Annotated in this window: 17 protein-coding genes; 8 read left to right on the plus strand and 9 right to left on the minus strand. The window is 71.3% G+C overall.

Annotation, left to right across the window (positions count from 1 at the left end; genetic code table 11):
• Both D7X99_RS27275 and D7X99_RS27280 read left to right on the plus strand, forming a co-directional pair.
• Nucleotides 1–697 (plus strand): carboxypeptidase regulatory-like domain-containing protein (locus D7X99_RS27275; RefSeq protein ID WP_121780375.1); only part of this gene is annotated, 697 nt, incomplete at its 5' end.
• A 161-nt stretch (nucleotides 698–858) separates the two neighbouring features.
• Nucleotides 859–1,044 carry a hypothetical protein gene (locus tag D7X99_RS27280; RefSeq protein ID WP_121780343.1) on the plus strand — a complete coding sequence of 62 codons (186 nt, stop codon included), beginning with the start codon at nucleotides 859–861 and terminating at the stop codon, nucleotides 1,042–1,044.
• Between the two features lie 177 nt (nucleotides 1,045–1,221).
• Here the strand turns inward: D7X99_RS27280 and D7X99_RS27285 are convergent, their stop codons facing one another.
• Nucleotides 1,222–1,515, minus strand: coding sequence for a TIGR02300 family protein (locus D7X99_RS27285; protein ID WP_121780344.1), 294 nt, complete (start codon nucleotides 1,513–1,515; stop codon nucleotides 1,222–1,224).
• A 141-nt stretch (nucleotides 1,516–1,656) separates the two neighbouring features.
• Between D7X99_RS27285 and D7X99_RS27290 the strand changes: the two genes are divergently transcribed.
• Nucleotides 1,657–2,955, plus strand: coding sequence for a GYF domain-containing protein (locus tag D7X99_RS27290; RefSeq protein WP_121780345.1), 1,299 nt, complete (start codon nucleotides 1,657–1,659; stop codon nucleotides 2,953–2,955).
• A gap of 106 nt (nucleotides 2,956–3,061) precedes the next feature.
• On the opposite strand, the gene D7X99_RS27295 is transcribed toward D7X99_RS27290, so the two are convergent.
• The 3 genes from D7X99_RS27295 to D7X99_RS27305 are packed head-to-tail and all read right to left on the minus strand — an operon-like array spanning nucleotide 3,062 to nucleotide 5,936.
• On the minus strand, nucleotides 3,062–3,322 hold the full coding sequence (locus D7X99_RS27295) for a DUF3006 domain-containing protein (RefSeq protein WP_121780346.1): 261 nt from the start codon (nucleotides 3,320–3,322) through the stop codon (nucleotides 3,062–3,064).
• Nucleotides 3,319–4,698, minus strand: a complete 1,380-nt coding sequence (locus tag D7X99_RS27300; RefSeq protein WP_121780347.1) for a ComEC/Rec2 family competence protein — start codon at nucleotides 4,696–4,698, stop codon at nucleotides 3,319–3,321. Before D7X99_RS27300 ends, D7X99_RS27295 begins: the two co-directional genes overlap by 4 nt.
• Nucleotides 4,695–5,936, minus strand: a complete 1,242-nt coding sequence (locus D7X99_RS27305) for a ComEC/Rec2 family competence protein (protein ID WP_121780348.1) — start codon at nucleotides 5,934–5,936, stop codon at nucleotides 4,695–4,697. Before D7X99_RS27305 ends, D7X99_RS27300 begins: the two co-directional genes overlap by 4 nt.
• A 113-nt stretch (nucleotides 5,937–6,049) precedes the next feature.
• Between D7X99_RS27305 and deoC the strand changes: the two genes are divergently transcribed.
• The 4 genes from deoC to D7X99_RS27325 all read left to right on the plus strand — a co-directional run bounded on the left by deoC (nucleotide 6,050) and on the right by D7X99_RS27325 (nucleotide 9,811).
• Nucleotides 6,050–6,910, plus strand: coding sequence for a deoxyribose-phosphate aldolase (deoC, locus tag D7X99_RS27310; protein WP_120579946.1), 861 nt, complete (start codon nucleotides 6,050–6,052; stop codon nucleotides 6,908–6,910).
• 19 nt (nucleotides 6,911–6,929) lie between these two features.
• Nucleotides 6,930–7,325 (plus strand): TraR/DksA family transcriptional regulator, encoded by a 396-nt coding sequence (locus D7X99_RS27315; protein ID WP_120579945.1) that lies wholly within the window; start codon nucleotides 6,930–6,932, stop codon nucleotides 7,323–7,325.
• A 31-nt stretch (nucleotides 7,326–7,356) separates the two neighbouring features.
• Nucleotides 7,357–9,084 carry a phospho-sugar mutase gene (locus tag D7X99_RS27320; RefSeq protein ID WP_121780349.1) on the plus strand — a complete coding sequence of 576 codons (1,728 nt, stop codon included), beginning with the start codon at nucleotides 7,357–7,359 and terminating at the stop codon, nucleotides 9,082–9,084.
• Nucleotides 9,085–9,172: 88 nt separating this feature from the next.
• Nucleotides 9,173–9,811 (plus strand): hypothetical protein, encoded by a 639-nt coding sequence (locus D7X99_RS27325; protein WP_169848860.1) that lies wholly within the window; start codon nucleotides 9,173–9,175, stop codon nucleotides 9,809–9,811.
• A gap of 54 nt (nucleotides 9,812–9,865) precedes the next feature.
• Here the strand turns inward: D7X99_RS27325 and D7X99_RS27330 are convergent, their stop codons facing one another.
• The 5 genes from D7X99_RS27330 to D7X99_RS27350 form a co-directional block, all read right to left on the minus strand.
• Entirely contained in the window at nucleotides 9,866–11,044 is a 1,179-nt protein-coding gene (locus tag D7X99_RS27330; protein WP_121780350.1) for a sensor histidine kinase, read from the minus strand.
• Between the two features lie 352 nt (nucleotides 11,045–11,396).
• The gene (locus tag D7X99_RS27335) at nucleotides 11,397–12,326 is read right to left on the minus strand and encodes an ABC transporter permease (protein WP_120598341.1); all 930 of its coding nucleotides are present in this window, start codon (nucleotides 12,324–12,326) and stop codon (nucleotides 11,397–11,399) included.
• The gene (locus D7X99_RS27340) at nucleotides 12,319–13,452 is read right to left on the minus strand and encodes an ABC transporter permease (protein WP_121780351.1); all 1,134 of its coding nucleotides are present in this window, start codon (nucleotides 13,450–13,452) and stop codon (nucleotides 12,319–12,321) included. Before D7X99_RS27340 ends, D7X99_RS27335 begins: the two co-directional genes overlap by 8 nt.
• A complete protein-coding gene (locus D7X99_RS27345; RefSeq protein WP_121780352.1) occupies nucleotides 13,445–15,010 on the minus strand; it encodes an ABC transporter ATP-binding protein in 1,566 nt (521 codons plus the stop codon). Before D7X99_RS27345 ends, D7X99_RS27340 begins: the two co-directional genes overlap by 8 nt.
• A gap of 38 nt (nucleotides 15,011–15,048) precedes the next feature.
• Nucleotides 15,049–16,242 carry a BMP family protein gene (locus D7X99_RS27350; RefSeq protein ID WP_121780376.1) on the minus strand — a complete coding sequence of 398 codons (1,194 nt, stop codon included), beginning with the start codon at nucleotides 16,240–16,242 and terminating at the stop codon, nucleotides 15,049–15,051.
• A gap of 91 nt (nucleotides 16,243–16,333) precedes the next feature.
• Here D7X99_RS27350 and D7X99_RS27355 point away from each other — a divergent pair, with 91 nt between their 5' ends.
• Nucleotides 16,334–17,638, plus strand: a complete 1,305-nt coding sequence (locus D7X99_RS27355; protein WP_121780353.1) for a thymidine phosphorylase — start codon at nucleotides 16,334–16,336, stop codon at nucleotides 17,636–17,638.
• The last annotated feature ends 10 nt before the right edge of the window (nucleotides 17,639–17,648 follow it).

The raw sequence follows: 17,648 nt of genomic DNA on the forward strand, positions 1-17,648 counted from the left end.
GAGGGGCGCGGCGCCGCGCCCCTCCGGGCCGGTGAAGTGGGGCGAAATCGAGGGGCGGGTGGTGCTGACCGGGACGCCTCCCCAGGCCCCCAGCGCGCCGACCACCGCCACCGTCGCCAGCGTGTGTGGCGACCAGGCGGAGGACCGCTCGCTCGTGGTGGGGGGCGAAGGGGCCCTGGCCTACGCCGTGGTGTCGCTCCAGGACGGCGCCGCGCTCGCTGAACCGGAGACGCCCGCGCCGCAGCCCGTGCTGGACCAGAAGCAGTGTCACTACGAACCGCCCGCGCTCGCGGCGAAGGCCGGCGGCGAGCTGCTGCTGCGCAACTCCGACCCGCTGGTGCACAACGTGCGCGCCCAGTCCGGGACGAACCGTTCTGTCTTCAACGTGGCCATGCCCCTGGAGGGCATGACCCTGCGCCGCCCCCTGCCCGCCGAACCGGGCACCGTCCAGGTCCGCTGCGACGTGCACCCCTGGATGCGCGCGGTGGTCCGCACCTTCAACCACCCGTACTTCACCACCACCACCCCGGACGGACGCTTCCGGATGCGCGTCCCGGAAGGGGCCCACACGCTCGTCTTCTGGCACGACCGGCTCCCCGAAGCGTCCCGGACCGTCACCGTCCGCGCGGGGGAGACCGTCCAGGTCGATCAGAGCTGGGGTGTGGAAGCACTGCGTCAGGCCGGCTCGGGGAAATAGGGCGTCCCTGACAGCGTTGTCGCGTCTGGCCCCGAGGCAACGAAATCGTGGGCCAGGGGTTCCGTATAAGTGCCGGGAAGCACGCCCCTTGTTCAGACTTCTGTCTTGGTGGCAAAATTGCTTTCTCGGAAGCCAACACTTCCGCCTGAGGGGGAGTCGCGATGCATCAGACCAGGAAGCAATCCACGGTCGCCGTGGAGGTGGAGCGCTTGCCCATGGGGGCGCGCCGCAAGGACGCCCGGCCGGTGGGCATGCAGGAGATGGGGCCCAACCTCTACGAGAAGATCGAGAGCGCGCTCACCGAGCTGTCGCTGGCGTCCTCTCATGAGCGCCTGAGCGGCAGCTGAAGCGCCTGGGCGGCAGCTGAGAAATGACACCCCGGAGCGGTGTGGGCCCCTGGGGAGGGACCCCCGTCTCCGGTCAGGCCGTTTCCGGGTCGGTGGCGGCCTCAGGGGCAGGAAACGGCAACGGGGCCCGCCCGAACAGCTCGGGGGACCCCTGATGATGCAGGCGTGAGGGCGACCTTACAGGTCGTCGTCGTCAGCGGCCTCGGTGGTGGACTCGGCGTCCTCGTCCTCACCGAAGGTCTCAAGGTTCTCCTCGTCCTCCTCGGCCGCGGGCGTCTCCTCGGGCTCGGGCTCGATGACCTTCGGAGCTGCCGCCAGACGGCCGCGCCGGCCCTCGGTGGGCTTGGCGACCACGTTTTCCCGCTGATCCGCCCCACACTTGGGGCAGATGGGGTCCGGCTTCTTCATGTCGTAGAACTTCGTCCCGCACTTGAAGCACGAGTGCTTGGTCCCGAGATCCTTCGCCGGCATGCGCCACCCTCGTAGAAGCCTGGAGTGAAACCGAGGGCGGCTGAATAGATGGGCCGAAGAACAGAGTCAACCGTGTGTTTGCGCGGGAGATTTCTGGCGGTAGCATCCCCGCCGGTTTCCCCCGAGAGCCGGACGCCCCCTTTGAACTTCACCTGCGACAATTGCCAGAAGCGGTACTCCATTGCGGACGAGAAGGTCCGCGGCAAGACGGTCAAGGTCCGCTGCAAGAACTGCCAGAACGTCGTCACCGTGGAAGGGCCCGCCGAGGAGGAGAGCACCCGCGTGGTGTCGCTCGCCGACGTGGAGCGCATCCGGGCCCAGGAGCGTTCGCTGGCGGGAGGTGGCGCCGCCGCCGCGCCCGCGCCAGCCTCCGCTCCGGCACCGGTGTCCGCCGCGGCAGTTCCTACGCCCTTGGCCAAACCTCCTGCGTCGGCCCCCCAGACGCCCTGGGACGATGAGCCCACGCGCACCGCGCCTCCCCGCCAGACGGCCGGGGCACCGTGGTTCGTGATGGTGCGCAACAAGCAGGAGGGCCCGCTGGACGAGTCGGCCGTGGCTGATTGGATGGCCGCGGGCACCATCAGCGCGCGCAGCTTCTTCTGGCGCCAGGGCATGCCGGACTGGAAGCGCGGTTCGGACATCCCGGAGCTGGCCGCGTTGCTCGCGCCCGCCGCGGCGCCGGAGCCTCCGCCTCCGCCCCCGGAGCCGCCGCCCGCGGTCGCCACACCGCGCGCCCCGCCCGCCCGCCGCGAGCCGGAGCCCCAGCAGCCCTTCTACGCGGAGAACGAGCCCGGCCCGTCCGAGGACGACAACAACGGCGACTTCGATCGCGACGGCGACGAGGACGAAGGCACGCTCTACGGCAACAACCGTGCGGCGCCTGCCCCGGTGCCCACGCCCGCCCCGCGCCGCGCGGTGGCAGCGCCCGTGGAGGAGTCCCCCGCGGCGAGCGGCGCGCCCCTCAACGAGCTGTTCTCCGACCTGGACCTGCCCGGCAACCGGGGCGACGGCTCGGACGAGGAGGACCTCGGCCAGGACGAGACGCGCGAAGACCCTCGCAACGACGAGGAGGAGGAAGAGGACGCGCGCCAGGCGCAGGACTCGAAGGCCGCGCGCAAGCGTCCGGTGGTTCCTGCCCGCCGTGGCAGCCCGCTGAAGGTGGTGGCGCTGGTGCTGGTGCTGCTCATCGTCCTGCCGGCGGTGGCGCTGTTCGGCCTGTCGGCGGCGGGGATGCTGCCTCCCGCCCTCGCGGACATGGTCAACAAGGTGACCGGCAAGGCGCCTCCGCCCGCTCCGGCTCCGCGTCAGGCCGCTCCCGCTCCGCGCGCCGCCGAACCCGTGGCGCCTCCTCCGGCCGCCGCCGAGCCCTCGGCTCCTCCGCAGGGCACCGCGGCGGATGGCGAGGCCACGGCTCCGGCGGCGGAAGGTTCCACGCCGTAGCCCACGCGTGAGGTGGGCCTGCTTTCCGCGCGACGCGGTGGGCAGGCCCTCCCGCCACGTCCTGCTCCGGCCGGGTACTCCGGCACGTCGAGCAGGACGCTCCGGCTCAGAGGTCGAAGTCGCCCGCGGGCGGCTTCTTGCCGCGCATCGCCTGTTCCCTCGCGGCGCGGACGTCAGCGCGCAGGGCGTCGGTGGCTTCAACGTCCACCGTCCCTGTCTCCAGGTCCACGACGTCTCCTTCGCGCACGCCGGAGGGCAGGGTGTCCAGCGCGCGGGTCACCTGCTGGCCGTCCACCACCAGCACGGCGACGTCGTCCTCGATGCGGTCCACCGTGGCCCTGGACCGGGGCTTCGTCTTCTTCGTCACGGGTCGCAGTCTCCCGCGGGCTTGCGGCCCGACTTCAATGCTGCGTCACGCGTGCTCCACGTGAGCAGGTTCTCATCGTTGATGAGCCTCACGCTCCGGCAGGTGGACTTGTGGAAGATGCGCTTGTTCTTGCTCGCCATGTAGTTGCCCGTCATGGACGTGGACGTGCTGGTGGACGAGCGCACCGCCTTGGGAGGGGCCGCCTCCGTCCGCGTGCCCTTGCGCGCGATGGGCAGGTCATCCACGTCCGTCACGTTGCTGACGCGGGCCTTGCTGTCACGCGGGGTCTCGGCGACACGCGCGGGCTCCGTTCGGATGGCGGGCGGCTCGGTGGGCGCGGGCTTCACCACGGGCGCGGGCTTCGCCGTCCGCACCAGCGCCGGGCGCGGATCCAACCCCGGGAAGACGCGCCGCGTGCCGCCGGGCTCGCCCGGTGTCGGACGCTGGAGCGACAGCTCGAACTGCTTGCCGTCGCTCACCGCGTGCACCTCTCCGTTCACGTCCGTCCGGAAGGCCTTCGCATCCACGCCGCGCAGCCGCGCGAGGAGCTCCTTCACCTTCGGGTTCTTCCCCTGGCTGTCATCCCCGCTGATCACCGCCGCCTGCGGCCGCACCTCCTCCAGGTACGCCTGCGAGTTCGCCCCCTCCACGCCCGGCGAGGCGACCTTCAGCAGCGTGGCGGAGGACAAGAGCCCTCGCTCCAGCAGCCGGGCCTCCGTCTCCCCCCGCGCGCCGCCCGCGAAGACGACCGACGTGTCGGCGTACGTCAGGCGCAGCACGATGGAGTTCGCCGCGTTGCGCCCCTCCGCGTCCGGGGCCTCCTTCAAGAGCGGCTCCGCGGGCGCCCGGGGCCAGAGCACCGTGAGGTTCACCCCGTCCTCCAGCGTCAGCCGGACCAGCTCCTTGGGCGCGGACGACGGCGGCGCGGGTGACAGAATCTGGACCCCTCGCGAGCCCACCGCCGTCAGCAGCGCGTCGTAGGCCTTCGACGTGTCCGGCAGCTGCGGTTCCATCAGCCGCCGCGCGCCCACGCGCTTGAGCACCGCCTCCAGCGCGCCGTGGTGCTTTGGATCCGGCTGGGTGAGGACCACCAGGTCCAGCTCGCGGCGCAGCAGCTCCGGCAGCCGGTTCACCAGGTGCGACTCGGCGGACGCGGGGCCGGAGTCCACCAGCACCGTGTTGCCTCGCGGCGTGACGATGAGCGCGGCATCCCCCGCGCCCACGTCGAAGAAGTACACGTGGAGCTTCCCGTCCGGCGCGCCGCCGAAGTAGCGCGACTTCTCCGGGGGCTTCTGCGCGGGTGGCGCGGACGGCTGCTGCTGACAGGCCAGGGAGGCGAGCAGCAGCCCCACTCCCAGCGCGATGCGGGCCTTCATGGATGACAATCCTCGGCGGGGCGGCGCTCACGCAGGGCGTCGGCGCGGCTGGGGTAGACGGTGCGCTCGTTCTTCGAGCGCTTCAGGGTCTTGCAGTTCTCGCTGTGGAACACCTTGCTGCCCTTGAGCGACACGTAGCGCTCGCCCGTGGCTTCGGACGTGCCCGTGGGCGTCGTGGGCTCCACCGGCTTCCGCGTCCGGGACGTGCCGGGCTCCGGTTCCTTCGCCGTGGAGCGGCTGGAGCGGCCGTGGGGCGTGGGTTCGATGGGGCCGAGCGCCACCGGGCTCCCCGCCTGCTGCGTGCCGGACAGGCTGGTGGCCCCGGAGGCGCCCTTCGTCGAGCGCAGCGTCACGGTCGTGCCGTCACTCACCGCCAGCACCTCGCCGTCCTGGTCGGTGCGGAAGGCGCGGGCGCGCACGTCGCTCAGGCGGCCCAGGACCTCCGGGCTCGGGTGTCCGTAGTCGTTGCCCACGCCGCAGGAGATGACCGCCGCCTGAGGCTTCACGCGCTCCAGGAAGGCCGCGGTGGAGGAGTGCTTGCCGCCGTGGTGCGCCACCTTCAGCACCGTGGCGGTGAGGTCCACGGGCTTCTGCAGCAGCACCTCCTCCGTGGGCGGCTCCGAGTCACCCGTGAAGAGGAACGCCGTCTTCCCATAGGTGAGCTTGGTGACGATGGAGTTCGCGTTCGGGTCCGAGCGCGTGCTCGCGAGGAACGGCTCCTGGGGCACGCGCGGCCAGAGCACGGTGAGCGCCACGCCTTCGCCCAGGCCCACGGTGAGCAGCGTCTGGGGCGAGTTGGCGTTGGGCTCAGGGCTCATCACCTGGCCCACCTCGCGGCCCACGAAGTCCAGCAGGTCGCGGTACGCCTCGCTCGGGTGGTCGAAGCCGGGGTCCATGAAGCGCCTGGCGCCCACCGCCTTCACCGCCGCGCGCAGCCCGCCCAGGTGGTCCAGGTGTGGGTGGGTGAGGATGACCAGGTCCAACGGGCCCTTCACCAGCTCGCGCAGCCGCGCCGCCAGCCGCGTGCCGGCCTCCGGAGGCCCTCCGTCGATGAGCACCGTCTTGCCCGTGGGCGACACGATGAGCGCCGCGTCCCCCTGGCCCACGTCGAGGAAGTAGACCGAGAGCCGGCCCGGGGCAGGGGAGGGCAGGGCCGCGGAGGCCGGAGCCGCCGCGTGGCCCGGCACCGCCGCGAGGAAGAGGACAAGGAGTGCGAGCAGCCGCGCGAAGACCTTCACGGGATGGAACTCTACAGCCCCGCTCCCCTTCGCGGCACCCCGTGCGTTGATCGGGCACTCCCACCTCCCGCGAGCGCTTCCCCGAGGGCCGGGAGTGGGCTAAGGGGCGCGGCATGCCGTCCGACGCCGAAGCCTTCTTCACCGTCCTGGAAGAGCTGGTCGACCAGGCCCGTCATCGTCTGCATGCCTGGAAGGTCCAGCAGGAGGCGGTACCGCCCGCGCCCGCCGCCATCCTGAACCCGGAGCCCCCGCGCCCGCCCGGCGTGAAGACCGCCACCGCGCGCGTGGACCCGGCCACCCTCGTGAAGGCCTCGGAGCTGGCCCCGTACATCGACCACACGCTGCTCAAGCCGGAAGCGCGCGCCGAGGACGTGGTGCGCGTGGCCGAGGAGGCCCGCCAGTACGGCTTCGCCACCGTGTGCGTGAACAGCTGCCACGTGGCCACCGCCGCGCGCGTGCTGGCCGGTTCGAACTCCGTGCCCATCGCCGTGGTGGGCTTCCCCCTGGGGGCCGCGCTGTCGTCCGCGAAGGCCTTCGAGGCGCGTGAGGCCATCCGCGCGGGGGCCCGTGAAATCGACATGGTGCTCAACCTGGGCGCGCTCAAGGCGCACGACTACCAGCGCGTGCACCAGGACATCGCCGCGGTGGTGGAGGCCAGCCACCCCATCCCCGTGAAGGTCATCCTGGAGACGGGCCACCTCACGGACGAGGAGAAGGTCGTCGCGTGCGCGCTGTCCAAGGCCGCGGGCGCCGCGTTCGTGAAGACGTCCACCGGCTTCGGGCCCGGCGGCGCCACGGTGAAGGACATCGAGCTGATGCGCGCGGTGGTGGGCGACGACGTGGGCGTGAAGGCCTCCGGCGGCGTGCGCTCCGCCGAGGACGCCGTGAAGCTCATCCGCGCGGGCGCCAACCGCCTGGGTGCTTCCGCGTCCGTGGCCATCGTCACCGGGCAGATCTCCACCGCGCAGTACTGACCTTGCCGGAGCACGCACCGTGACCCCGAAGCAGCGAGAGGACTTCCTGCAGCAGTTGCTCGCGCTCCACGCGGAGCTGACCGGGAAGACGCCCATGCGCATCGAGCCCAACCGCACCGACGAGGCGCGCGTGGGCGGCGACGAGGATGAGCAGCCCCTCAACGAGATGATGCAGGCCATCGCCTCCAGCCGGAACCGCAACACCGACGGCACGCTGGCGCGCGTGGTGAAGGCCCTGGGAAAGCTGCGCGAGGACCCGGACTCCTTCGGCGACTGCGAGGAGTGCGGCGACGAGATTCCCATGGGCCGGCTGAAGGCCATGCCCTACGCGGAGTTCTGCGTCGCGTGTCAGAACAACAAGGATGGCCCCAAGGGGCCGGTGCGCCGCAAGCACCTCACCGATTACAAGGGCTGAACGCCCCTCTTCAACCACGAGGCAACGCGCGATGGACACGACCGGACTCAGGGAGCGGGCGGAGGCCTGGCGCAAGGCGGATCCGGATCCGGAGACCCAGGCGGAGCTGGCCAATGTGCTCGCGAAGTCGGACTGGGCGGACCTGGCGGACCGCTTCGCGCAGGACCTGGAGTTCGGCACGGCCGGCCTGCGCGGCGTGCTGGGCGCCGGACCCAACCGGATGAACCGCGCCGTCGTGCGCCGCACCACCGCGGGCCTGGCGCGCTACCTCAAGGCCACCGTGCCGGACGTCACCACGCGCGGCGTGGTGGTGGGCCGTGACGCTCGCCGCTTGAGCAAGGAGCTGGCGGAGGACACCGCCGCCGTGTTCATCGCGGAGGGCATCCCCGCGCACGTCTTCCCGGAGCCGGTGCCCACGCCCGTCACCGCGTTCGCCGTGCTGCACCTCAACGCCGCCGCCGCGGTGATGGTGACCGCCAGCCACAACCCGCCCGAGTACAACGGCTACAAGGTCTACTGGGGCAACGGCGCCCAAATCGTCCCGCCGCAGGACGTGGGCATCGCGGACGCCATCGCGAAGGTGGAGCCCGCCAATGAAGTCCCCCTGCTCACGCCCGCGCAAGGGCGCGCGAAGGGACTGTGGCGCGACCTGCCGGAGGACGTGGGCCACGCGTACCTGCGCGCCATCCTGGACCTGCGCCTGTACCGCAAGGGCAGCGACACGCTGTCCCTCGTCTACACCGCCATGCACGGCGTGGGCGGCGCGTGGGCGGCGCTGGCGCTCAAGGAGGCGGGCTTCCCGCGCGTCACGCCGGTGGCCGAGCAGCAGCAGCCCGACGGCCGCTTCCCCACCGTGCGCTTCCCGAACCCCGAAGAGCCGGGCGCCATGGACCTGTCCATCGCCACCGCGGAGCGCGTGAAGGCGGACGTGGTGCTGGCCAACGACCCGGACGCGGACCGGCTGGCGGTGATGGCGCGGGATGCCTCCGGGAAGCTGCGCCTGCTCACCGGCAACGAGGTGGGCGTGCTCCTGGGCCACTACGTCCTCACGCAGGGGACGAAGCGCGCGCGCCCGCACGTCGTCACCACCATCGTGTCCTCCACGCAGCTGGGCGAAATCGCGCGCGGGCTGGACGCCGCGTACGACGAGGTCCTCACCGGCTTCAAGTGGATCGCCAACCGCGCGCTGGAGCGCACGGCGAAGGAAGGCACGCAGTTCGTCTTCGGCTACGAGGAGGCGCTCGGCTACACCGTGGGCACCGCCACGCGCGACAAGGACGGCGTGGGCGCGGCCCTGGTCGTCGCGGACATGGCCGCGTGGTGCCAGGCGCGCGGCACCACCGTCCTGGGCTACCTGGAGGAGATCCAGCGCCGCTTCGGCCTGCACGTGGGCGCCCAGCGCAACGTGACGCTCCCCGGCGCCGCCGGTGCGCAGACCATCCGCGCCATCATGCAGGCCTTCCGCGCGTCGCCGCCCGCGAACATCGGCGGCACCCCGGTGACGGCCGTGCGCGACTACGAGAAGGGCGAGGGCGGCCTGCCTCCGTCCAACGTCGTCGCCTTCGTGCTGGAGGGCGGCGGACGCGTCACCCTGCGCCCCTCCGGCACCGAGCCGAAGATCAAATACTACTTCGAGCACAAGGAGACGCCCGCCCCCGGCGAGCCGCTCCCACAGGCCCGCCAGCGCGCGGAAGCGAAGCTGGCCGCCCTCATCGACGCCTTTCTTGTGCTGGCCCGTGATCGCGGACAGCCGGCCTGAGTCCTAGGTCCTGAGTCCTGAATCACCCTTCAACTCAACCCACCGGGTCGTGGCTCCCGTGCCGCGGCCCTTCGCTGAAAGGAACCTCGTGAAGCGCTTGATTCCTGGTTTCCTCCTGGCCGTGCTCCTGGCCATCCCCGGCACCGCGATGGCTCGCGGTCAGGGGTGGTCCCTGCTGGCGGCGGAGACCGTCGGCTCCGGCCGCAACGTGTTCAGCGCGCAGATTGGCTACCCGGGCCTGTCGCTGGGCCTGCTGCACGGCGGCTCGGACACCGTCGATATCGGCGGCAAGTTCAGCTTCAACTGGGGCCGTGAGGGCCTGGTGGACGCGTCCGACGCGGGCCTCAAGCTCCAGGGCTGGCTGCGCGTGATGATCGCCCGGACGGACAAGGTGGCCTTCGGCATCACCTTCCAGCCGGGGCCGTTCGTCTACTTCCCCCGAGGGAACACGATGTTCGGCATGGCGCTGCCAGTGGCGTTCGTGGTGGGCATCCCGGTGGGTAGCGCGCTGATGATCAACGCCGGCATCGACGTGCCGTTCAACGTCTACTTCGGCGAGGGCATCGGGCCGGTCATCCCCATCCTCTTCGGAGGCGGCCTGGAGTACTACGTGAACAACAACCTCAACGTGAACTTCAACCTGCGGCTGGGGCCCTCCATCGTCCCGCGCTTCGACGACAGCTACTTCACGATGGAAGCGCTGGCGGGCGTGGCCTACCGCTTCTAGCCGGCGTCACGCGGGCGGGGATGCGTTCCCCGCCCGTGTGGTGGCTTCAAGCAGCTACCAGGACGACGTCTGCTCGGGCAGCTCCACCGTGAAGGTGCTGCCCAGGTTGACGCGGCTCTTCACGGTCAGCTTGCCGCCCATGCTCTCCACCAGGGTGCGCGCCACCGTGAGGCCCAGGCCCACGCTCTTCTCCGGGGCCTTGGTCGTGTAGTACGGCGAGAAGATGGCCTGCATCTCGTCCTCGAAGATGCCGATGCCGGTGTCCTTCACGAAGAGCTGGGGGCCGAACTCGCCGAACATGTCCGGCAGCTCCACGCCCACCTGCACCACGCGCGGCCGGTCCTTCACGTCCTCCACGGCGTCCACCGCGTTGCAGACCAGCTCCGTCACCACCTGCTCCACCTGACGGCGGTTGAACACGACGGCGATGGGGTCCTCCGGCAGCACCGCGCGCACGTCCGCGCGGCCCAGGCGCCCGGCGGCGCGCAGGCGCGACACCACCTCCGGGACCACCTCCCGCAGGTCGAAGCGCTGGATGTCCTTGGGGCCCGAGGGGCCCAGGGACAGCAGGTGCTGGCCGTGCAGGCGCATCTGCTCACCCGCCACGCCCAGCTTGAGGAGCTCCTCCGAGTCCGGCGGCAGCCCCTGGGCGGCGCGGGCGCGCACGTGCTCCAGCGCCCGCTGAAGGCCCACGCCCAGCTGGTCCATCTGCGTGGCCAGGTCCGCGGCCAGCGTGCCCACGCGAGCCAGGCGCTCCATCCTCACCCAGCGCGTGCGCGGGTCCTGGAGCACTTCCTGGACGCCGCCCTGCTCGCGGTGCGCCTTGAGCTCCAGCAGCGTGTGGACGCGCACCTTCAGCTCCAGCGGGTCCAGCGGTTCGGTGGTCAGCAAGTCGTCCACACCTGCCTCCATCACCTCGCGGCGCGTCTGGCGGTCCGCGGAAGGCGTGAGCATGAGGATGGGGAACTGCGGCGGGGAGAGCTCCTCGCGAAGGCGCCGGTACGCGGCCAGGCCCACCGTGCGGGCCCGCTCCACGTCCAGCAGCACCAGGTCCGCGGAGTGGCGCGACACCGCCTCCAGCGCGGCCGTCGTCCCGCGCGCGGGCAGCACGTCGTAGCCCGCCGGCGTCAGGATGGAGCGCACCCGCTCGATTCCGCCGGATTCCACGTCGACCGCGATGACCCGCGGGCGCTGGGGTGACGTCGAGCCTGTTCCCGTCGTCTGCATGTTCATGCCACCCCAGCCTGGAAACCGGGCCGGGCAACGCCCGAAGGCGCTGCCCTGAACCCGGGGGACCGCGTCCCGGAAACGCTCAGGCCTGGATCCTGCGCCTGCTCGCTGTCCGCTACGCAATCCGACATGGTCGCACTCCATGCCAGCGGCATGCCGGACGTCCACCCAACGGCAGATCAGCCCACACTGGAAAGACGGAAAAGCGTGATCCAATAAGGTCAGGGGGTTGGCGGCCCGCTGAAGGATGACCTGACGCATCAGGGCAGGTGAGCGCTTCAGATTTGGCAGGTCGAACCTGACCAAAAGTAAAACCCGACCCGGGTCGTTAATTACCCGTTCCCTCTCAAAATGGTCAGCGGGATTCCTGCTCGAACGGGGTGCCCAGCGCGGCGGGGGCGTGGCCCCGCTGGCCCTGGAGCGCGAGGACGAGGAGGGTCAACAGGTAGGGCAGGGCGAGCAGGAAGCCCTGGGGAACCAGGTCGAGGAGCCAGGGAGCGCTGGAGGCCAGTCCGATTCTCAACGCGTTGCCGGCGGCGAAGAAGAGCGCGGCGGCGAAGGCGCCCACCGGCGTCCAGCGGCCGAAGACCATGGCGGCCAGGGCCATGAAGCCCAGGCCGGAGGGCGTGTGCTGTTCGAAGCGGTCCAGGACGGTGGTGGACAGCACCGCGCCACCCAGGCCCGCCATCATCCCGCCGCCCAGCACCGCGCCCCAGCGCAGGGCGGGCACGGACAGGCCCAGCGTGGCCACCGCGTGCGGCTTGTCGCCCACGGCGCGCAGGCGCAGGCCCAGCGGCGTGCGCGACAGGAGCAGGTGGAAGAGGAAGGGCAGGGTGAGCGCCAGGTACGTGGGCGCCGCGTGGCCGGACAGCGCGCCCAGGAGCGGGACCTGGGACAGGCCCGGGATGTTCCAGCGCGACAGCTGGGTGATGGAGGGCGTGCCGTTGGGGCCGAAGAACGACTCCAGCAGGTAGGTGCCGCCGGCCATGGCCACCAGGTTGAGGGCCATGCCGGAGACGACCTGATCCGACCGCCAGCGGATGCTGAGGAAGCCATGCACCGAGGCGATGCCCGCGCCCGCGGCCATGCCCACCCCCACCGCGAGCGGCGTGGGCATCACGAGCGCCGCCACGGCCGCGCAGAAGGCGCCGGTGCGCATCATGCCCTCCACGCCCACGCTCACCACGCCGGCGCGCTCGGAGAGCATGGCGCCCAGCGCGGCGAACACCAGGGCGGGGGCCGCGTCCAGGGTGGAGAAGAGGAGCGAGTGGAGCACCTCAAACACGGGGCACCTCCGCTCCGGCCTGGGCCGGGCCCTGGGCCTGCGCGCGCTTCTGGCGCCGCTCCAGGAGGGCGAGCCACACCATGCGGCCGGCGACGAAGAGCAGCGCGAAGCCCTGGATGAGCTCCGGGAAGCTCTTGTGCACGCCGAGCAGTTGCATGCGCGTGCCGCCCGCGCGCAGCACGCCGAAGACGGCCGCGGACAGCGCCGCGCCCAGTGGGTGGTTGTTGCCGATGAGCGCGATGGCGATGCCGTCGAAGCCGTACGGGGCGCCCAGCGAGCCCGGATAGCGGCCCTCCGTGCCCAGCACCAGCACCGCGCCCGCCAGGCCCGCCAGCGCGCCCGCGAGCGCCATGGCCCCGCCCGCGCGCCACAGCGTGGGGATGCCGGCGGCGCGGGCCGCTTCCGGGGTGAGGCCCACGGCGCGCGTCTCGTAGCCGGAGCGCGAGCGGGTCAGCCACACCCAGACGCCGAACGCAGCGGCGAGCGCTAGCGGAAAGCCCAGGTTGAGGCGCGAGCTGTCACCCAGGAGCCGGGGCAGCTGCGCGGTGGGGAGGATTTCAGCGGTGCCCGTGATGGACGACGCGCCCTCCGCCACGGCCCGCAGCGGGCCGATGACGAGCCAGTTGTCCACCAGGCTCACCGCCACCCAGTTGAGCATGATGGTGGAGATGACCTCGTGCACGCCGCGCTTGAGCTTCAGCACGCCGGCGATGCTCGCCCACGCCGCGCCCGCCAGCGCCGCCGCGATGAGGGCCAGCGGGACGTGGAGCAGGCCCGGCAGCGACACGTGCGCACCCACGAGCGCCGCGGCCAGCGCGCCCCAGATCATCTGTCCCTGCGCGCCAATGTTGAACAGGCCTACCTTGAAGGCCACCGCCACGGACAGGCCGGTGAGGGTGAGCAGCGCGGCCTTCATCGCGGCCTCGCCCAGGGGGCGCAGCACGGTGGTGGCACTGCCGCCGTCCAGGAACGCGGGCCAGTTGCCCACGCCGCCCCAGAGCATCTGGAGATAGGCGCGCGTGGCGGTGTCCACGTCGCGCGTGATGGCGATGAGGAACCAGCACACCGCGAGCGCCAGCAGCACGGAGAGCACCGACGGCAGCACCTGCCGCATCCGCTCACCCATGGCTTCCCTCCGCGCCCAGCATGCGACGGCCCAGCTCGCGCTCGTCCAGGTCCTTGCGCGGGAAGTGCCCCGTCACGCGGCCTTCGTAGAGGACGTAGACGCGGTCGGACAGGGACAGCACCTCCTCCAGGTCCAGCGACACCATCACCACTCCCGCACCCCGCGCCTTCGCGTCACGAAGGCGTTCATGCACCTGCGCCACCGCGCCGATGTCCAACCCGCGCGTGGGCTGCACGACGACGAGCAGCTTCGGATCCGCGTCCAGCTCGCGCGCCACCACGACCTTCTGCTGGTTGCCGCCGGACAGCGCCTGGAGCGCAACCACCGGGTCGTTCGGGCGGACGTCGTAGGCGCTCAGCAGCTGGTTCGTGCGCTCGCGGCGGCCCTTGAAGTCCACCCACGGCCCGCGCGCGAACGGCGGCTGGCGGTGCCGGCCCAGGGCCACGTTCTCCTCGACGGTCATCGCCTTCACCACCGCGCGGGCCAGGCGGTCCTCGGGGACGTGGCCCACGCCGCGCGCCTTCGCCAGCGCCGGGGTCAGCCCCGCCAGCGGACCGCCGAGCAGCGTGCCTTCGCCGCCGTCCAGCTTGCGCAGGCCCGTGAGCACCTCCGCCAGCTCGCGCTGCCCGTTGCCGTCCACCCCTGCGATGCCGACGATTTCGCCCGCGCGCACGGTGAGGCTCACGCCCTGGAGCGCCGGACGGCCGTTGTCACCCGTGGCCCGCAGGTCCTTCGCTTCGAGCATGACCGGGCCCGTCGAAGTCGCGGGCGCGCCCGGTTCAGCAGGCGCGAGAGGCCCTGCCACCGTCGCGCCGGTAGTGCCGGTGCCCGAAAGACCGCTGGTCGCGACCGCCGTCGCGGGCACGCCGGTCATGGCGGCACCCTTTGAACCTTCACCCACCATCAGCGAGGCCAGCGCGGAGACGGTGGTCTCGCTGGCGCGCACCTCCGCCACGGTGCGGCCCCGGCGCATCACCGCCACGCGGTCCGCCACGCCCAGTACTTCCTTCAGCTTGTGGCTGATCAGCACCACCGTGCGGCCCTGCGCCACCAGCCCACGCATCACCTGCGACAGCTCGTCGGACTCCTGCGGCGTGAGCACGGCGGTGGGCTCGTCCAGGATGAGCACCTGCGCGCCCCGGTGCAGCGCCTTGACGATTTCGACCTTCTGCTGCGAGCCCACCGTGAGCGTGTCCACGCGGGCCCGCGGATCCAACTGGAAGCCGAAGCGCTTCGCCGTGGCCGCCACCTCGTCACAGGCGCGGTCCAGGTCCAGCAGGCCGCGCTTCGTGGGCTCTCGGCCCAGCACCACGTTCTCCGCCACCGTCAGCGAGGGCACGAGCATGAAGTGCTGGTGCACCATGCCAATGCCCTTCGCGATGGCGTCGCGCGGGCTCTTGAAGCGCACCGGCTTGCCGTCCATCAGGAACGTGCCCGCGTCCGGGTGGTAGAGCCCGTACAGCACGTTCATCAGGCTGGACTTGCCCGCGCCGTTCTCGCCCACCACGGCGAGCAGTTCCCCCGGGACGATGTCCAGCGACGCGTCCTCCAGGGACACGCACGACCCGAAGCGCTTCGCGATGTGCTGGAGGGAGATCAGGGCTGCGCGACCTGGAAGGAGGACAGCTCCGCCTGGGTGCCCGGCACGACAATCTTCCCGGCGAGGATCTGCTGCCGCAGTTCCTCCACCTTCTGGAGCGCCTCCGCCTTGCCCGGGAACTCCACGCGCACGTCCGCCATGCCCACGCCGTTCTCCTTGAGGCCCAGCACCTGCTCACCCGCCGTCAGCTTGCCGTCCACCAGCTCCTTCGCCGCCTGGTACACGGCCAGGTCGCTGTGCTTCACCATGGAGGTGAGGATGGCGTCCGGCGCCAGGTGGGACTGATCAGAATCCACGCCAATGGCGAACACCGTCTTGCCCGCCGCGCGCGCCTCCTTCACCGCCTGGATGACGCCCAGGCCGTCCGTGCCCGCCGCGTGGAAGATGACGTCCGCGCCCTTGGCGATGAGGTCCTGCGCCACTTCCTTGCCCGCGGACACGCTGTTGAAGCTGCCCGTGTACACGGCCATCAGCGCGTCCGCCGCCTTCGCGTTCGTGGTGCGCACGCCCGCGCGGTAGCCCACGTCGAAGCGCTTGATGAGGGGCACCTCGATGCCGCCCACGAAGCCCACCTTGTTCGTCTTCGTCACCAGCCCCGCCAGCGCGCCCACCAGGAAGCTGCCCTCCTGCTCCTTGAACAGCACCGTGCGCACGTTGGGCAGCGACTTCGGCTTGCCCTGCGCGTCCATCAGCTGGCTGTCGATGAGCAGGAACCTGGCCTCCGGGTTCTCCGTGGCCACGTCGCGCACCGCGTTGGCCAGCAGGTAGCCGTTGCCGATGGTCAGCTTCGCGCCCTGTTCCACGAGCAGCTGGAGGTTGGGGGCGTAGTCCTCCTGCGCCTTGCTCTGGAGCACCAGCGGTTGCACCGGCAGCGGCTTCACTTCCGGTGCGAGCGCCGCGAGGTCGGAGGAGATGGACTGACGCACTTCGCCAGCGGGGGCGTCCACGTATTTGCCGCCCTCGTATTTCTTGCCGGCGGCCCACAGCTCCAGGCCGCGCAGGGACGCGTCGTTGAACGAGTGATCACCCCGGCCGCCCACGTCGATGACGAGCCCTACGACGACGGGCTTTCCCTCGGGGGGCTTCGTGGCGGTGGAAGTCTGGGAGGGGGCCTTGGGGGCGTCCTCGGACTTCTTGGAACAGGCGCACAGGAGCGCGGCCAGGGCGAGCACGTGGAGTCGGCGGAGCATCATGGGGCCCGCTATCTACCAGATGCAGCCGGGGCTTTCCCTTCCCGCGAGGGGTGCATGGGGAGGGGACTTCCTGCTATGGCCTTGCCCCGTGCAACCCTACGAGCTCATCAAGGCCAAGCGCGACGGCGGAAAGCTGGACCCGTCCGACATCCAGGCGTTCATCCAGGCGTACACCGCCGGCACCGTGGCCGACTACCAGATGGCCGCCATGTGCATGGCCATCTTCTTCAAGGGGCTGGACTCCCGGGAGCTGGGGGCGTGGGCCCGCGCCATGCTCCACTCCGGTGAGGTGCTGGACCTCTCCGACACGCCGGCCATCAAGGTGGACAAGCACTCCACCGGAGGCGTGGGCGACAAGGTGTCCCTGAGCCTGGCGCCCCTGGCGGCGGCCTGCGGCGTGCCCGTGCCCATGATTTCGGGACGCGGCCTGGGCCACACCGGCGGCACCCTGGACAAGCTGGAGTCCATCCCCGGCTTCAACGTGAACCTGTCCACCGCGGACTACCGCCGGCTGGTGCGCGAGGTGGGGTGCTGCCTCATCGGCCAGACGGCCCAGGTGGCCCCCGCGGACAAGAAGCTCTACGCGCTGCGCGACGTGACGGCGACGGTGGACTGCATCCCGCTCATCGCGTCGTCCATCATGAGCAAGAAGCTGGCGGAGGGCATCGACGCGCTGGTGCTCGACGTGAAGGTGGGCAGCGGCGCCTTCATGAAGACGGCGGACGACGCGCGCGTGCTGGCCCGCACCATGATTGGCCTGGGCGCGGAGATGAACCGCAAGGTCGTGGCCCTGCTCACGGACATGGATCAGCCCCTGGGCCGCCAGGTGGGCAACGCCCTGGAGGTCCGCGAGGCCGTGGACATGCTCCGCGGCGAGGCGCCCGACGACTACACCGAAATCACCTACGCCCTGACGGCGGAGATGCTGGTGCTGGGCAAGAAGGCCGCCACCGTGGAAGAGGCGCGCGGGATGCTGCGCCGCTCCGTGGAGGACGGCAGCGCCATCAAGAAGCTCAAGGAGATCGTCCAGTCGCAGGGCGGCGATCCGCGCTCCATCGACGACTACTCGCTCCTGCCCACGGCGAAGGCCACGACGGACGTGGTGGCGCCGCGCGATGGCTTCGTCACCGGCATCCACACGGAAGGCGTGGGGCTGGCGGCGGTGGCGCTGGGCGCGGGGCGGCAGCGGGTGGACAGCCGCATCGACCCGGCCGTGGGCTTCACGCTGCTCAAGAAGGTGGGCGACACGGTGAAGCAGGGCGAGCCCCTGGTGCAGGTGCACTACAACGACGCCGGTCCGGTGGAGGGCGTGAAGGCGCGGCTGCTCGCGGCCTACCAGTTCGGCGACCAGGCGCCCGCGGCCCGCCCGCTGGTGCTGGAGCGTCTGGAGTAGTTACGCAATC

This window comes from Corallococcus sp. AB032C (assembly GCF_003668935.1).
Classification (GTDB): domain Bacteria; phylum Myxococcota; class Myxococcia; order Myxococcales; family Myxococcaceae; genus Corallococcus; species Corallococcus exiguus.

Coding starts and splice junctions, on each gene's coding strand:
- D7X99_RS27280 (WP_121780343.1), top strand. CDS start 859: ATGCATCAGACCAGGAAGCAATCCACGGTCGCCGTGGAGGTGGAGCGC.
- D7X99_RS27285 (WP_121780344.1), bottom strand. CDS start 1,515: ATGCCGGCGAAGGATCTCGGGACCAAGCACTCGTGCTTCAAGTGCGGG.
- D7X99_RS27300 (WP_121780347.1), bottom strand. CDS start 4,698: ATGAAGGCCCGCATCGCGCTGGGAGTGGGGCTGCTGCTCGCCTCCCTG.
- deoC (WP_120579946.1), top strand. CDS start 6,050: ATGCCGTCCGACGCCGAAGCCTTCTTCACCGTCCTGGAAGAGCTGGTC.
- D7X99_RS27320 (WP_121780349.1), top strand. CDS start 7,357: ATGGACACGACCGGACTCAGGGAGCGGGCGGAGGCCTGGCGCAAGGCG.
- D7X99_RS27330 (WP_121780350.1), bottom strand. CDS start 11,044: ATGAACATGCAGACGACGGGAACAGGCTCGACGTCACCCCAGCGCCCG.
- D7X99_RS27340 (WP_121780351.1), bottom strand. CDS start 13,452: ATGGGTGAGCGGATGCGGCAGGTGCTGCCGTCGGTGCTCTCCGTGCTG.
- D7X99_RS27350 (WP_121780376.1), bottom strand. CDS start 16,242: ATGCTCCGCCGACTCCACGTGCTCGCCCTGGCCGCGCTCCTGTGCGCC.